Origin of the sequence: Acinetobacter sp. 1294243, assembly GCF_000588015.1 — a bacterium.
GTDB lineage: Bacteria > Pseudomonadota > Gammaproteobacteria > Pseudomonadales > Moraxellaceae > Acinetobacter > Acinetobacter pittii.
The window spans coordinates 207,551-222,345 of record NZ_JFXG01000001.1 but is presented as its reverse complement, the minus strand read 5'-3'; the positions used below and the strand labels follow the sequence as shown (position 1 = coordinate 222,345).

Sequence of the window (14,795 nt, the reverse complement as noted above, 5' to 3'; positions counted from 1 at the left end):
TGTATTTGATAATTACTTAATATTGAATATTAAAACTTATATGTATATGATACACCGCTAAACACAAATGATAATATTTATCATATGTTAATCATTATATAGAATAAGGTCGGAAAATGACTTAATGAAGAGGGTCGCAATATGGTTCAGCTCAAGAATGCTTTTATTCTCCAAACGCGTACATGTAGATAGTGAGGTAGGAATAATATTAAATTATTCAGAAACTTATAATCAACTCAAAGCTTATTTATAGGGTAATAAGCTCTGATTTATACATCAAATCATTTCCATAATTTTCAAGTAAGTATAGACAAAATAATTTTAAAAATTTCTATATTTTTTCAACATTAAGGTTAGTTAATCATGACAGCAACTTCAAAATCATTATTAAATGGACTACCAATAAAAAAATCGAGAATACAGGTTTTTGAAATTTTAAATCAAAATCCACAAGGCTTAAGTGCTGTGAGTATTTATACGCAAATTAAAAATGAACATAAAATAACGCTAGGAACGATTTATCGAATCTTGTCGGAATTTGAAAACCGTAAACTCATCAAAAGGGTGTTTTTAGGAAAAAGCAAAAGTATTTATAAGCTTAGAAAAGACAAGATGAGTTGTAACCTCATTTCGCTCAAAACCTCTGAAGCCTTGAACTTTGAAAATGATAAAGTTAAAGAATTACTTCATGAGGTTACTGATATTATTTTTGCAAATACTGGAGTCGATATCAGTAGTGTTGAACTCAATCTATATACTGAATAAAAATCTTTTAAAGTGCCATAAAAAATAAAGGACAGCATCATACTGTCCTTTATTCTCATTAAATCAGTTACTTGATAACTTTAATTCGAGTCGTAGCTGGAATAGTTAAGGGTGAATTGTTAGCAACATAAGTTTCAAGAGCATCAATATCTTGACCACCACCGACACGGTTTTGGCCTTCTTTTAATACCGTAAAGTTGTCACCACCATCTGCCAAGAAGCTATTTACTGTCACGCGATACACTTTAGTGTCAACTAACGGAGAACCAGCAACCATGATGTTACTTGCTCGTGGTGAAACAGATGTATTTGCCGCATATTGGTAACTCAACTCTTTAGATGGCTGTAAAATTCTAGGTGAATTTGAATTTGCACCAGACCATTGCTGTTCAAGCACATCTCTAATCTGTTTACCGGTTAAGCTCAACGTCACAATAGAGTTACCAAATGGTTGAACTGCAAAAACATCGCCAAAGGTAATCTGGTTACTACTATTAATGAGTAGATCAGCGCGCACACCACCTGGGTTCATTAGCGTAAAGTCTGAGCCTTGATTACTTGCTTTTAAAGCAGCCGCTTGCTGAGCATCGGCAATCATAATACCTAGCGGACTTTCACCACTTTCGACTTGAGTACGACTTATTACTGCTGTTGCAGTTCCAACCACACGACTTGAAATGGTGGTCACAGCTTGACGGTATTTATCTAAAATCGCTTCAATGCTTGGGGTTTTACTAAATTTTTGATAGAGATCTGTAAGACTCACTGTGGTTGTACCAGACGTATATGCTTCACTTTGTACAGGAACTTGTTTAGCATCTTTTTTAATGACATCACCAGTTTTACCATCTAATTCAATCTTGATGTCAGTAATGAGCGTGCCATATTGTCCAGCTGAAGTAAGTAAGAATGGTTTAGCCGGATTTTTCGTTGCATAGTCACAAATATAAGATTGATGTGTATGACCTGACACAACAATATCAACTGCTGGATTAAGCTTATCCAAAATTCCTAAAATCGGACCACTTAAACCATCACATGTTTTTTGATTGAGCTTCGTACTTGGCGCTGCACCTTCATGGACAACGACTACAATCGCTTCAATTCCTTGTTTTTTTAATTCAGGAATCAAAGCATTTACCGTATCTGCTTCATCACGGAACTCAACGTCTTTAATACCTGCCGCAGAAACAATACTTGGCGTCGCTTTAAGAGTTAAACCAATAAATGCAACTGGAATTCCACCATAACTTTTGACTTTATAGGCTGGGAAGATTGTTTTACTAGCGTCATTTTTCATTGCTACGTTAGCAGCAAGGAAATCAAACTTTGCACCACTAAAATTTTTATTAATTTGACAAGGTGCAGTGCTGGTATATTGCTGACATCCACCATTTTTTAAACGGCGTAATTCGTCTGTACCCCGATCAAATTCATGGTTACCTACAGCATTAAAGTCAATTTGAATATCATTCATGACTTCAATGGTTGGTTCATCTAAAAATAAAGAAGAGGTGAGAGGGGAGGCGCTAATTAAATCACCTGCCGAAACCACAGCATTATTTGGATTTTCTGCTTTAAGTTTTTTAATCGCATCGGCGAAGTAACTCACTCCTCCTACAGGAATACGAACAGATTGAGCAGCATCATTTGGATTTGGTGCCTCGACATAACGCTTAGGTGGCTCAAGATTTCCGTGAAAGTCATTAAAAGCTAAAATATTTACGGTTTGATTGCTTCTTTGGGCAGGTGGTGCTGTGTCATTATCATCATCGTCATTACATCCCGCCAATAATGCTACAGCCAGAGAAAGTGTTGTTACTTTAAAAAGTATTGTTAAATTTTTCATTTTTTTATCATTTGATCAATTAAGACGGATAAAAAATACGCTTTTAGTATGAATGTTTGATGAAAGACCCAATAAGTAAATATGTTCGAAATATTAAAATTTGGACAATAAACACAATTATCGAACAATATCTTAGCTAGGGGTGGTCTACAAACCCAATTTTTTTATTTAGAATAAATTTTTAATTGCCTTATAAATCTTAATCAAGTGATTCATTTCATAAGATTAATATGAACCGGAGATAATTTATGCAATGGACTAAACCAGCTTTTACTGATTTACGCATTGGTTTTGAAGTTACAATGTACTTTGAAGCACGTTAATCAGTTTCATCAAATATGTCATAAGCCCTAGTCTTGTTCTAGGGCTTATCTCTTTCTAATAAGATATTAATTTTATGTATATTTATGTTTTAGGTTCAGCTGCCGGAGGCGGGTTTCCGCAGTGGAATTGTAATTGCCCGAATTGTCATGGTGTGCGCACAGGTACAATCCAAGCCAAAGCCCGTACTCAATCATCAATTGCTATTTCTGAAAATGGGACAGACTGGGTTTTATTAAACGCGTCACCTGACATCCGTCAGCAACTCTTCGAATTTAAAGCAGCTCAACCAGCGCGTAAATTGCGTGATACAGGAATAACAAGCGTTATTTTAATGGACAGTCAGTTAGACCATACCACTGGGCTTTTAACCTTACGTGAAGGTTGTCCAATGAAGGTATGGTGTACAAAAATGGTCCATCAAGATTTAACGAGCGGTTTTCCAGTATTTAATATGCTCAAACACTGGAATGGTGGTCTTCAATATCATGAGATTAACCCTAAACAAGCTTTTAAAATTGATGGTTTCGAAAATTTAGAATTTTTACCCTTAATTATTAAAAGTGCAGCTCCACCATATTCACCGCATCGAAATGACCCACATGACGGCGACAATATTGCTTTAATTATCAAAGATCATAAAACACAAAAGCAGTTGTTTTATGCACCGGGTCTTGGAAAAATTGACGATCAAATCATGCAGATTATGCAGAGTTCAGACTGTGTCATGATTGATGGTACGCTTTGGACAGACGATGAAATGCAGCAAACTGGGGTTGGAACTAAAACTGGCCGAGAAATGGGGCATTTATATATTAGTGGCGAAGGTGGTTCACTGTCTTATTTAAACCAATTGAATACACCTAAAAAAGTGCTGATTCATATTAACAATACCAATCCAATTTTAAATGAAAACTCTAGCCAGTTTGCTGAGCTTAAAGTAAATGGTGTAGAAGTTGCCTATGATGGCATGCAGATTGAACTCTAAGGTGAAACATGACTCAAACCCCTGAAGCTTTAACGACTGAACAATTCAAACAAGCCATTATCGATAAAGGCCAGTATTATCATATTTATCACCCTTTTCACGTGATGATGTATGAAGGTAAAGCCACCCAGCAACAAATTCAGGCTTGGGTTGCAAACCGATATTACTATCAAATTAATATTCCGCTTAAAGATGCGGCGATTATGGCAAATTGCCCTGATCAACGAGTTCGTCAAGAATGGATTCAACGCATGATCGATCAAGATGGTGAATATCCAGATGGCGGTGGTCGAGAAGCATGGCTACGGTTAGCCGAAGCTGTGGGCTTGAGTCGTGAACAAGTTATTTCTGAAGAGCTGGTATTACCAGGCGTTCGCTTCGCGGTAGATGCCTATGTAAACTTTGCACGCCGTGCTTCATGGCGTGAAGCAGCAAGCAGCTCTTTAACTGAACTTTTTGCTCCACAAATTCATCAATCAAGACTTGATTCATGGCCACAACACTATCCATGGATTGATGATAAAGGCTATGAGTATTTTCGTTCTCGTTTAAGTCAGGCACGCCGTGACGTTGAACATGGTTTAACGATTACGCTTGATTCATTTACGACTCATGAACAACAAGAACGAATGCTTGAAATATTGCAGTTTAAACTAGATATTTTATGGAGCATTTTAGATGCTTTAACACTTGCACATGTTCACAATGAAGCACCATATCACACTGTGACGAGCAAACGAGTTTGGCACAAAGGACTATTTAAATGAATAAAGAGCAGTTTGATTTAAACCTTGTTCCGACATGGCGACAAGGTTACCGTTTTCAGTTCGAGCCAGCTCAAAATGGTTTTGTGATTTTATACCCTGAAGGCATGATCAAGTTAAATGAAAGTGCAGGAGCAATCGGACAATATATTGATGGGCAGCAAAATGTGTCCGCTATTATTGCCCAGTTAAAGCAAAAATTTGGTGATATTGCTGAGATTGATCAAGATGTAGTGGATTACATGCTAGTCGCAAAGCAGCAGCACTGGATTGATTTAGTATGACAGAAGGTGTTGGCCTACCTTTATGGTTATTAGCGGAACTTACTTATCGTTGTCCGCTACAATGCCCATATTGCTCAAACCCCTTGGACTATGCTCAACATAAAAATGAGCTGACCACTCAAGAGTGGTTTGATGTTTTTGATCAAGCACGTCAGATGGGTGCTGTTCAACTCGGATTCTCTGGCGGTGAACCTCTGGTACGTCAAGATTTAGAACAACTCGTTGCACATGCTCATCAACAAGGGTTTTATACCAACTTAATTACCTCTGGTATGGGGCTTACCGAACAACGTATTGCTGATCTAAAACAAGCGGGTTTAGACCACATTCAAGTGAGCTTCCAAGCGAGCGACCCTGTGGTAAACGATGCCTTGGCAGGTTCAAAGCATGCTTTTGAACAAAAGTATGAAATGTGCCGATTGGTTAAGAAATACGATTACCCAATGGTGCTTAACTTTGTTATTCATCGGCATAACATTGACCAGATTGAACAAATCATTGAACTTTGCCTTGAGCTGAATGCAGATACAGTCGAGCTAGCAATTTGTCAGTTTTATGGTTGGGCTTTTTTAAACCGCCAAGGTTTATTACCCACACAAGAGCAACTGACACGAGCTGAACGGATTACCAATGAATATCGAGAAAAATTAAAAGCGCAAAATCACCCTTGCAAACTCATTTTTGTAGTGCCCGATTATTATGAAGAACGACCAAAAGCCTGTATGAATGGCTGGGGGAAAATCTTCTTTACGGTTGCTCCAGATGGTATGGCGCTACCTTGCCATGCAGCACGACAACTGCCCATTTTGTTTCCAAACGTCCGCGAACATAAATTGTCAAATATTTGGTACAAATCAACCGGATTCAATCATTTCCGTGGCGATGCATGGATGCCAGAAGGGTGCCGTAGCTGTCCCGATAAAGATCGTGACTTTGGCGGATGTCGTTGTCAGGCCTATATGTTGACTGGAGATGCGGCTAATGCCGATCCTGTATGTGGGAAATCGCCGTATCATCAAATGATTGAACAAGCACGGGCAGAAAGTCAGTTGGCTGCACCTTTGCAAAATTTAGTATTTCGTAATAGTAGAAACTCTAAATCTTTAAGCGCCACCCAAAATATTCCAGTCCACACGATTACAGATATATAGCAAGTAGGAATACTCATGAAGCCTCGCCATATTCCAGTTTTTGATGGACATAATGACGCATTAACACGCTTATGGCTAAGTGACCATCCAGATCCTGTACATGCTTTTGTTCATGAACGCTTAGCAGGCCATCTTGACCTAAAACGCTGTCAAGAAGCTGGTTTTATAGGAGGAATGTTTGCGATTTTTTTACCTCCGTATGGCTATGTTCAACAGAACCATCCTAATAAGCTATTTGATCAAAATGCTTCTGATTTTACGCAACAGCAAATTGAACAAATTTGCTTGGAACAACTCGATTTAGCTCACCAACTTGCTCAGTATTCTAAAAATATTAAAATTTGCACCTCGGTTCAAGATATTCAAGATTGCAGAGCAGAGAAAAAGCTAGCGATTGTATTGCATATGGAAGGTGCAGAAGCTTTACAACAAAATCCTGATTTACTCGATATATTTTATGAAAGAGGCTTACGTAGTATTGGCCCCCTCTGGAATAGACCTAGTCGTTTTGGACATGGTTTAAATGCTAAGTTTCCGCACTCACCTGACACGGGAGCAGGTCTTACGAGTGATGGTAAAGACTTTATAAAACGCTGTGTCAATAAAAAGATGGTGATTGATGTTTCACATATGAATGAGAAAGCTTTTTGGAATACTGTAGATATATTGCAGCAGCCAATTGTAGCAACACACTCTAATTCACATGCTTTATGTCCTCAAGCTCGCAACTTAACTGACCCACAACTCAAAGCAATAAGGGAAAGTAAAGGGATGGTAGGCGTAAATTTCGATGTCGCTTTTTTACGGTCGGATGGACAACGCAATGCAGATACATCGATTGATGTAATTTTGGAACATTTAGAATATTTAATGGATCATTTGGGCGAAGAACATGTGGGCTTTGGTTCGGACTTTGACGGTGCACTTATAGGTACTGAACTTGAAGATGTGACAGGCATACATCGCTTAATTGAACGTATGCAACAGCGTGGTTATTCAAAAACACTGATTGAAAATATATATCTTAATAATTGGGTGAGGGTGCTTTATAGAATTGTTGGTCAATAATGAATGACTAAACAGAGTTAATCTACAGAATCATAACTATTTTTTTATTGGCCGAAATGACTAAAAAAAATACAAATAGTTTAATTGTCAACCATTCGGTATATTCACTACACTCAACCTTACTGAATGTAAGAACATTTGGTATTTCAGGTCTTTTGTGGTTTTCACATCACCCATTTCTTTATGAGAAGTAGAAATGGGTTTTTTCTTATCCTAATTATATAAACGTGACAGTCATCACAATAATCGCCAATTATTGGTAAAAACCCTCAATCCCATCTTGACTAAAAGTTCAGCATTAAATACATTTGTAATGTATTTTTAAAGATAATAAGATTGCCTAAAGCGATTCATAATACTGCTTAATCCTGAAATACAGTGAAAAGCCTATTCTAAAAAAGAATAGGCTTTTTGCTTTGTATCAAAATTTATTTTTCGGGATTATTTTTCTCTTCAATTAACATAAAAAATAAACACCTTACAAAAGCGGAGCAAATCAAAGCCGTTAAATAACAAATTTTATGCTATTAATTTAAGCTAATTTCTCAAAAGTTACTCCGTTAATCGAAGAGGTGCAAAATGTTAAAGTCAATTATAGTATTGGGAACAGGTATCGCGATTGGGATGTGTATGTACAAGAAAAAGCAAAAAAATAGCAAAAGCTTTACCACAGATAGTGATACAGACTCATTGATTAGTAAAGACACTGCTAAAAATAAAGATGATGGTTCGCTGGATAACGCAGTACAAGTTTAGAATTAAATAAAAAGGGTTCAGTTAATGAACCCTTTAATTTTGATTAAAAGTAAATTTTTTAATAAGTAATATTTACATTGAATAGATTAACTTAAAAATAATATTTAAATTAAATAATCACTCAACTATTCATTTAATTATTACAAAAATATGATTAGAACAAAGAAAACACTTTCATTATTAAAATTTACATATTGTATCAGTGCAATCTTTATTATTGTCGATGCGGATAATAAAAAAATGGAGACTAGTATGTCAAAACGCCATATCTTAAAAGAAGTGAATGCTAAAAGTATGTGTGGTATGGAAATCGTTGTCGAACAAATTTATGAAAATATCAATGAAAAAAACTTTGTAGACATTGAACTGGAACAGAGCTGGTTACCACTTTCTAAAATTGTGATTTCGGATAAAGTCATCAATTTAGATCCAGATAATAGCTTTGCTCATCCTAGAACAGGTAAAGTCTTTAAAGTCCTTAATTCTTAATCGTTTTCCTGTCAGTACATTTTTCATATTTCTAAGTCATTGAGGCGAAACATAGATACGTTTCGCCTCAATGTATTTAACTAAGAATTAATTTTCTTTTTGGAAAATAGTTTCTCTGCGGCTCCTAACACAAAAATAAAGAACACGGGAACAAAAAAGATGGCCAAGATGGTGGCAGATATCATACCTCCAAATACCCCTGTACCTAATGCATGCTGAGTTTCCGAACTTGCTCCAGTTGCAATGACCAATGGGATAACACCACAAGTAAAGGCAAGGGAAGTCATCAAAATTGGGCGTAGGCGTAACTTTGCTGCTGCAACGGCTGCTTCAATTAAAGTCATGCCTTCTTCTTTGAGCATCTTTGCGAACTCAACAATTAAGATCGCATTTTTGGCGGATAAACCAATAATAGTGATAAGACCAATTTTGAAGAAAATATCGTTTGGTATTCCTCTTAACATAATGGCCATTACTGCACCAAAGATGCCTAAAGGAACAACAAGCATGACAGATAACGGAATTGACCAACTTTCATAAAGTGCAGCTAAAACTAAAAACACGACTAACATTGATAAAGCAATAAGGAATACCATTTGAGATTCAGATTGCTTTTCTTGCAGTGAAATACCTGTCCACTCATAACCAATACCTTGAGGAAGTTTGGCAATCAGCTTTTCCATTTCTCGCATCGCATCACCTGAAGATACCCCTATGTTAGGCACTCCAGCGATACTTAATGATGGTCGGCCATTGTAGCGATTATATTGCTGCGGCAACTTATTCCACTGAGGAATCACGACCTCAGATAAAGACACCAGTTGTCCGTTTGCGCCTGCAACCTTTAAACTCAAGATATCTTTTAAATGCATTCGTGATTTTGCATTGGCTTTAACAATAACTTGCTGCATTCTGCCTTGATTTGGAAAATCATTGATATACATCGATCCCATTGAGGTAGAAATAATATCTGAAACAGAAGCAAAGCTTACTCCTAGAGTGTTTAGTTTTTCGCGGTCGATCTTCAAGCTAATATTGTCACCTTGAGGTAAACCTTCTGGGTAAACCATATAAAACTTTTTGTTTTGAGCCGCCATTTCCACAAGCTTCTCTTGCGCTGAAATTAAAGCAGGCATTCCTAAATTTGCTTTATCTTGTAAACGTAAACTAAAGCCTGAAGATGTACCCAATTCATCAATAGCAGGAGGAAGTACAGACATAGTTGTACCTTCTTTACTGTTTGCCATTTCTGTATTTATTAAGTTGGTATAGTCAGTAGTAGATTTATCACGCTCACCAAAATCTTTTAAGGTTGTAAAAGCGAGTGCAACGTTTTGGCCAGCGCCACTAAATCCCCAACCCATAATTGAAATATTGCTTTTAACATCCGACTGCTCATTTAAATGGCCTTCAAAATCTTTCACAATTTTTGTTGTACGTTCAGCAGTCGCATCTGAAGGTAGTTGGAACGAAGTTAAAAACCAGCCTTGATCTTCCTCTGGCATAAAAGCAGTTGGCCAATATTTCATGCCTGCAAAAGTTAAACCTGTAATCACCACAAAAATAATTAAAGTCGGAATAGTATGTTTAACGACTTTAACTAAAATCGCTTCATATTTTTTTGTGACTTTATCAAAGCTACGGTCAAACCATGCATAAAAACCTTTCTTTTGATGATTTGCATCAACTGATTTTAATAAGGTTGCACAAAGTGCAGGGGTGAGCGTTAAAGCTAAAAATGCCGAGAATAAAATTGAGACTGACATCGTAATGGTAAATTGGCGGTAAATAATACCGACTGAACCACTTGCTAAAGCCATTGGTAAAAATACGGCTGCCAGTACCAAAGTAATACCAATAATCGGGCTGGTAATCTCTGTCATGGCTTTGGAAGTCGCTTCTTTAGGAGATAGACCTTCGGTTGCCATAATTCGTTCTACATTCTCAACAACTACAATCGCGTCATCGACAATAATCCCGATCGCAAGCACCATGCCGAACATGGTTAACACATTAATTGAGTAACCAGTTAAAAGCATGATGGTAAAGGTGCCAAGCAGGGCAATTGGAGCGACAATGGCAGGAATTAAGGTATAGCGAACATTATGAAGAAATAGATACATCACAATGAAGACCAAAACCATGGCTTCAATTAATGTATGAACTACCTTTTCTATCGAAATTTTAACAAAAGGTGCAGTATCGTAAGGAACGCTAAATTGCATGCCTTCAGGTAAATTTACTTTTAGTTCTTCGAGTTTCTGTTTTACCGCATCTGCTGTTTTTACTGCATTTGCGCCAGGGCTCAACTGAATAGCTGCAGCTGTTGCAGGTTTACCATTTTCCAAAATCGCAAAATTATATGACTGAGCACCCATTTCTACATCGGCTACATCCGACAACTTAATAGTGGCACCACTAATATTGCTCTTTAGACTAATATTTTTGAACTGCTCTACATTTTCAAGCTGTCCTTGAGCGGATAAAGGTATGGTAATTAATTGACCATTAACTAGAGGACGGTCACCAAGTCGTCCTGGTGCAATATCGATATTATTGTTACGAATCGCATTATTTACATCACTAATCGATAGACCATAAGAAACTAATTTATTTGGATCTACCCAAATTCGCATCGCTTTTTCAGCACCAAATGACTGAATTTTTCCGACACCTTCAACACGTTTAAGCTCTTCGACCACATTACGTACCAGATAATCACTCAAATCGACTTCTGAATAGCGATGGTTAGGTGAGTTTAAACCAACAAGCATTAAAAAGCCTGAGGACGATGCCTCTACAGCTAAGCCTTGTTGGCGGACGACTTGGGGCAAGCGTGCTTCAACCGCTTTAATTTTGTTTTGTACGTCGACTTGCGCCATATCCACATCAGTACCAGGTTTAAATGTCGCGGTAATTTCAGCGGTTCCTGACGAATCCGTTGTAGCACTATAGTAGAGTAAGTTTTTTACTCCTGACATTTCCCGTTCAATGAGGGTAATCACACTATCATTAATCGTTTTGGGAGTAGCGCCAGGATAACTTGCTGTAATGTTCACTTCGGGTGGAGCGACACTCGGAAAGCGTGCAATGGGTAACTTTGGAATACTCAGCACACCAAATAGAATGATAAAAATTGCAATTACCCATGCAAAAACAGGACGGCGAATAAAGAATTGAGACATCATTTAGCATCTCCTTGCTTCACCGTATTTTCTGTTGAGGCCGCTTTCCATGCTGAAATTGCTAGTTTTTGGTTGGGCTGGATACGCTCTATACCTTCAACGACAACTTTTTCGCCTGCTTTCAGCCCTTTATTGATGAGATAAAACTGCTCATATTGTTGCCCTAACTCTATTGAGCGAACATCTGCGCCACCTTTGGCATTCACTACATATACTTGAGGATCGCCATTCATATTGCGCTGAATAGCTTGTTCTGGCACGAGTAAGGCCTGAGGAACCGAAGCACGCTCAATATTAACGCGGACATACATACCCGGCAGTAATTTTCTTTCAGGATTATTGACTTCAATACGAATTGTGACATCCCCAGTTTCAGGGTCCACATTTATATCTTCAAACAGCATTTTTGCTGTAACGTTATAGGGCTGTCCCAAACTATTCAAAATCTGTACAGCTTTTTGATTGTTGGCTGATAACTCACCACTTTGTAGAGCCGCCTGTAGGCGCTCATATTCTCCAATAGACTGCTTTACATCGACATAAACGCGGTCAATTTGTTGAACAGTCGCCATAGTGTTGCTATCAGCCTGACTAACCAAAGCGCCTTCCGTTACGAATGATTTACCAATACGTCCGGAAATCGGTGCTCGCACTGTCGCATACTGTAAATTAAGTTTTTGACGAGCCAATAACGCTTTCATTTGAGCAACATCTGCAATCGCTTGTCGATATTGCGCTTCGGCATTACTTACTTCTTGCTTGCTAATCGCATTACTTGGTAAAAGTTGCTGGTAGCGCTCAAGTTGTATTTTTAAGCGGTTTACTTCTGCTTCAGCTTTATTTAAACCCGCTCTATTACTATTTACATCAGCCTCAAATGTTTCTGAGTTTATTTTATATAGAGGTTGTCCAGCTTTAACTTCACTACCTTGAGCGAATAAAACTTTTTCGATAATACCGCCAACTTGAGGACGAATTTCAGCAGTTCTGAAAGCTTGAACACGCGCTGGTAGATTTTCACTAAAGTTAATAGACTGCGGTTGAATTGAAATAACTGTAACCTTAGCGGTAGGTACTTGTGTTTGATCACTTACTTGTTCATTGCCACAGCCATGTAATACAAGACCGAAAGATAAAACGAATGGAACTAAAAAATGCTTTTGCACTTTTATAACACCTAATGGACTTCTAGATGCTGGCATTATTTTTGATGTGTGTGTAACCAAAATCACGAATATGTGGAAAAAGTGTGGAGATCTATCAAAAAATACGCGTATGATAAATCAAATTTTTCCCGCGTCTTATTGCTATGTTCGAGTCAACCTTTACGTTTAATTGTCAGGATAAGCTTATTCTTGTTGTAGAAGATGAATATGATATTGGCGATATTATTGAACATTATCTTAAGCGTGAAGGTATGCGTGTTGTACGGGCCATGAATGGTAAGCAGGCAATTGAAATACACGCAGCGCAGCCTATTGATCTGGTGATTCTCGATATAAAAATGCCGGAACTGAGCGGGTGGGAAGTACTGAATAAAATTCGGCAGAAAGCAGCAACACCAGTCATTATGCTTACGGCTTTAGATCAAGAAATTGATAAAGTCATGGCTTTAAGAATTGGAGCAGACGACTTTGTCGTAAAACCGTTTAATCCAAATGAAGTGGTCGCACGTGTACAAGCAGTACTAAGACGTACTCAACAAAATCAGCAAGCTCCTAACCGAAATCTGATTTATAAAAATATTGAGGTGAATACCGAAATTCATACTGCTTATATCCATTCGGGCGATCAAAAACAAACACTCAATTTAACTCTAACTGAGTACAAAATTTTATTACTGATGTTGCCTCATCCTCATAAAGTCTTTACCCGTTCAGAACTCATGAATCAGTGTCTACCAGATCGAGATGCATTAGAACGTACGGTCGATAGTCATGTCAGTAAGCTACGAAAGAAAATAGAAGATCTAGGTTTACGAAATATGCTAATCAATGTTCGCGGTGTAGGCTACAGGTTGGATCATCCACATGAAAAATAAAACGGGCATTAGTAAACAACTGATTATTGCACTGAGCTTTACCAGTCTAAGTGTTACGCTGAGTTCGCTAATTTTAGGTTATGGCACCTACTATGTTGCAATTGAAGTAGGGCTTATTTCTCTCGAAAAGCTGAAAGAAAGTGATGAGTTTTTTCACTATCTAGATGGTATATGGTTATTCGCCGTGCTTCTATTTGGCACAGCATTATCAATTATTTTAGGCATCAAGCTTGCTCAACGCTTTATCGTGCCTATTAATCTATTAGCCGATGCAGCTAAGAAAATTAGTCATGGGGATTTAAGCGCACGAGTTGAAAAACCGACGCATCATTCTTCTGAAATTGGTGAGCTCATGGATAATTTTAATGATATGGCTCAAAAACTGGAAGCCTCAGTTGAAAATGCTCATGTCTGGAATGCCGCAATTGCACATGAGTTAAGAACGCCAGTCACCATTTTGCAAGGTAGGTTGCAGGGGATTATTGATGGTGTTTTTGAAGCTGACCCTATTTTATTTAAAAATTTACTAAATCAAGTAGAAGGTCTTTCAAACCTAGTCGAAGATTTACGTACATTGAGTCTTTTTGAAAACCAACAGCTTAGACTTAACTTCGAAACGATTTGTTTTAATGAAACTGCTCACAAAGTCGTGCACATGTTTGAAGAAAAATTAGAAAAAGCTCAGCTTAAAGTCATTTTCGATATTGAAGCGCCAAAAGTTGAGTGTGATCAACGGCGAATTGAACAGATTTTAATTGCTTTACTGGATAATGCTACACGTTATGCAAATCCGGGAAAGTTAATTGTTTCAACGAGACAAGAACAAACTAACTGGATTCTTGAAATAGAAGATGAAGGACCAGGCATTTCAGCTGAGCATCGTAAAGATTTATTTAACCCTTTTTTCAGGTTAGAACAATCAAGAAATAAAGAGTTAGGCGGCACTGGGTTAGGTCTTTCGGTTGTACAAGCCCTTGTCATTGCCCATAAAGGTCAAGTCGATTATTTAAATCAACACTCACATAGCATTTTTAGAATAAGCATTCCTCAATAATGATCGCTTTTGTACAACCTTTAACGCTTTAATTAAGAGAAATTGCATTTCATGACTCGTGATTAACTAAAAAATAGGTT

The 14,795-nt window shown here is 37.6% G+C and carries 14 protein-coding genes; 11 read left to right on the top strand and 3 right to left on the bottom strand.

From position 1 onward, the window contains the following. Positions 1-363: 363 nt before the first annotated feature. Positions 364-765: a transcriptional repressor gene (locus J655_RS05955; protein ID WP_005076029.1), complete on the top strand. Its 402-nt coding sequence runs from the start codon at positions 364-366 to the stop codon at positions 763-765. 67 nt (positions 766-832) lie between these two features. Here J655_RS05955 and J655_RS05950 read toward each other — a convergent pair whose 3' ends face one another. Continuing rightward, positions 833-2,614, bottom strand: a complete 1,782-nt coding sequence (locus J655_RS05950; RefSeq protein ID WP_032052132.1) for a bifunctional metallophosphatase/5'-nucleotidase — start codon at positions 2,612-2,614, stop codon at positions 833-835. Positions 2,615-2,862: 248 nt separating this feature from the next. Here J655_RS05950 and pqqA point away from each other — a divergent pair, with 248 nt between their 5' ends. The 8 genes from pqqA to J655_RS05915 all read left to right on the top strand — a co-directional run bounded on the left by pqqA (position 2,863) and on the right by J655_RS05915 (position 8,435). Continuing rightward, complete coding sequence (pqqA, locus tag J655_RS24290) at positions 2,863-2,937, top strand: pyrroloquinoline quinone precursor peptide PqqA (RefSeq protein WP_001982218.1); 75 nt, start codon at positions 2,863-2,865, stop codon at positions 2,935-2,937. Positions 2,938-3,011: 74 nt separating this feature from the next. Further along, complete coding sequence (gene pqqB / locus J655_RS05945; RefSeq protein WP_032042610.1) at positions 3,012-3,923, top strand: pyrroloquinoline quinone biosynthesis protein PqqB; 912 nt, start codon at positions 3,012-3,014, stop codon at positions 3,921-3,923. Between the two features lie 8 nt (positions 3,924-3,931). Next, positions 3,932-4,690 carry a pyrroloquinoline-quinone synthase PqqC gene (gene pqqC / locus J655_RS05940; protein WP_032006186.1) on the top strand — a complete coding sequence of 253 codons (759 nt, stop codon included), beginning with the start codon at positions 3,932-3,934 and terminating at the stop codon, positions 4,688-4,690. After that, positions 4,687-4,971, top strand: a complete 285-nt coding sequence (gene pqqD, locus J655_RS05935) for a pyrroloquinoline quinone biosynthesis peptide chaperone PqqD (RefSeq protein ID WP_004792407.1) — start codon at positions 4,687-4,689, stop codon at positions 4,969-4,971. The genes pqqC and pqqD overlap by 4 nt, the downstream gene beginning before the upstream one ends. Continuing rightward, a complete protein-coding gene (gene pqqE / locus J655_RS05930; RefSeq protein WP_032006187.1) occupies positions 4,968-6,122 on the top strand; it encodes a pyrroloquinoline quinone biosynthesis protein PqqE in 1,155 nt (384 codons plus the stop codon). Before pqqD ends, pqqE begins: the two co-directional genes overlap by 4 nt. Before the next feature lie 15 nt (positions 6,123-6,137). Continuing rightward, entirely contained in the window at positions 6,138-7,190 is a 1,053-nt protein-coding gene (locus J655_RS05925) for a dipeptidase (protein ID WP_032006188.1), read from the top strand. Between the two features lie 579 nt (positions 7,191-7,769). Next, positions 7,770-7,946, top strand: a complete 177-nt coding sequence (locus J655_RS24285) for a hypothetical protein (protein WP_002113575.1) — start codon at positions 7,770-7,772, stop codon at positions 7,944-7,946. A 252-nt stretch (positions 7,947-8,198) separates the two neighbouring features. Beyond that, positions 8,199-8,435 (top strand): hypothetical protein, encoded by a 237-nt coding sequence (locus J655_RS05915; protein WP_014206727.1) that lies wholly within the window; start codon positions 8,199-8,201, stop codon positions 8,433-8,435. Between the two features lie 80 nt (positions 8,436-8,515). Here the strand turns inward: J655_RS05915 and J655_RS05910 are convergent, their stop codons facing one another. Then, positions 8,516-11,623: an efflux RND transporter permease subunit gene (locus tag J655_RS05910; protein ID WP_032052131.1), complete on the bottom strand. Its 3,108-nt coding sequence runs from the start codon at positions 11,621-11,623 to the stop codon at positions 8,516-8,518. Continuing rightward, a complete protein-coding gene (locus tag J655_RS05905; RefSeq protein WP_032052130.1) occupies positions 11,620-12,786 on the bottom strand; it encodes an efflux RND transporter periplasmic adaptor subunit in 1,167 nt (388 codons plus the stop codon). The genes J655_RS05910 and J655_RS05905 overlap by 4 nt, the downstream gene beginning before the upstream one ends. 143 nt (positions 12,787-12,929) lie before the next feature. Here J655_RS05905 and adeR point away from each other — a divergent pair, with 143 nt between their 5' ends. Beyond that, positions 12,930-13,661, top strand: a complete 732-nt coding sequence (gene adeR, locus J655_RS05900) for an efflux system response regulator transcription factor AdeR (protein WP_032052129.1) — start codon at positions 12,930-12,932, stop codon at positions 13,659-13,661. Continuing rightward, positions 13,651-14,715, top strand: a complete 1,065-nt coding sequence (gene adeS, locus J655_RS05895) for a two-component sensor histidine kinase AdeS (RefSeq protein WP_032052128.1) — start codon at positions 13,651-13,653, stop codon at positions 14,713-14,715. Before adeR ends, adeS begins: the two co-directional genes overlap by 11 nt. Positions 14,716-14,795 lie beyond the last annotated feature (80 nt).

What these genes read in the sequence shown, in the direction of transcription:
- J655_RS05955 (WP_005076029.1), top strand. Translation starts at nt 364, where the DNA reads ATGACAGCAACTTCAAAATCATTATTAAATGGACTACCAATAAAAAAA.
- pqqD (WP_004792407.1), top strand. Translation starts at nt 4,687, where the DNA reads ATGAATAAAGAGCAGTTTGATTTAAACCTTGTTCCGACATGGCGACAA.
- adeS (WP_032052128.1), top strand. Translation starts at nt 13,651, where the DNA reads ATGAAAAATAAAACGGGCATTAGTAAACAACTGATTATTGCACTGAGC.
- J655_RS24285 (WP_002113575.1), top strand. Translation starts at nt 7,770, where the DNA reads ATGTTAAAGTCAATTATAGTATTGGGAACAGGTATCGCGATTGGGATG.
- pqqC (WP_032006186.1), top strand. Translation starts at nt 3,932, where the DNA reads ATGACTCAAACCCCTGAAGCTTTAACGACTGAACAATTCAAACAAGCC.
- J655_RS05915 (WP_014206727.1), top strand. Translation starts at nt 8,199, where the DNA reads ATGTCAAAACGCCATATCTTAAAAGAAGTGAATGCTAAAAGTATGTGT.
- pqqB (WP_032042610.1), top strand. Translation starts at nt 3,012, where the DNA reads ATGTATATTTATGTTTTAGGTTCAGCTGCCGGAGGCGGGTTTCCGCAG.
- adeR (WP_032052129.1), top strand. Translation starts at nt 12,930, where the DNA reads ATGTTCGAGTCAACCTTTACGTTTAATTGTCAGGATAAGCTTATTCTT.
- pqqE (WP_032006187.1), top strand. Translation starts at nt 4,968, where the DNA reads ATGACAGAAGGTGTTGGCCTACCTTTATGGTTATTAGCGGAACTTACT.
- J655_RS05950 (WP_032052132.1), bottom strand. Translation starts at nt 2,614, where the DNA reads ATGAAAAATTTAACAATACTTTTTAAAGTAACAACACTTTCTCTGGCT.
- J655_RS05910 (WP_032052131.1), bottom strand. Translation starts at nt 11,623, where the DNA reads ATGATGTCTCAATTCTTTATTCGCCGTCCTGTTTTTGCATGGGTAATT.
- J655_RS05925 (WP_032006188.1), top strand. Translation starts at nt 6,138, where the DNA reads ATGAAGCCTCGCCATATTCCAGTTTTTGATGGACATAATGACGCATTA.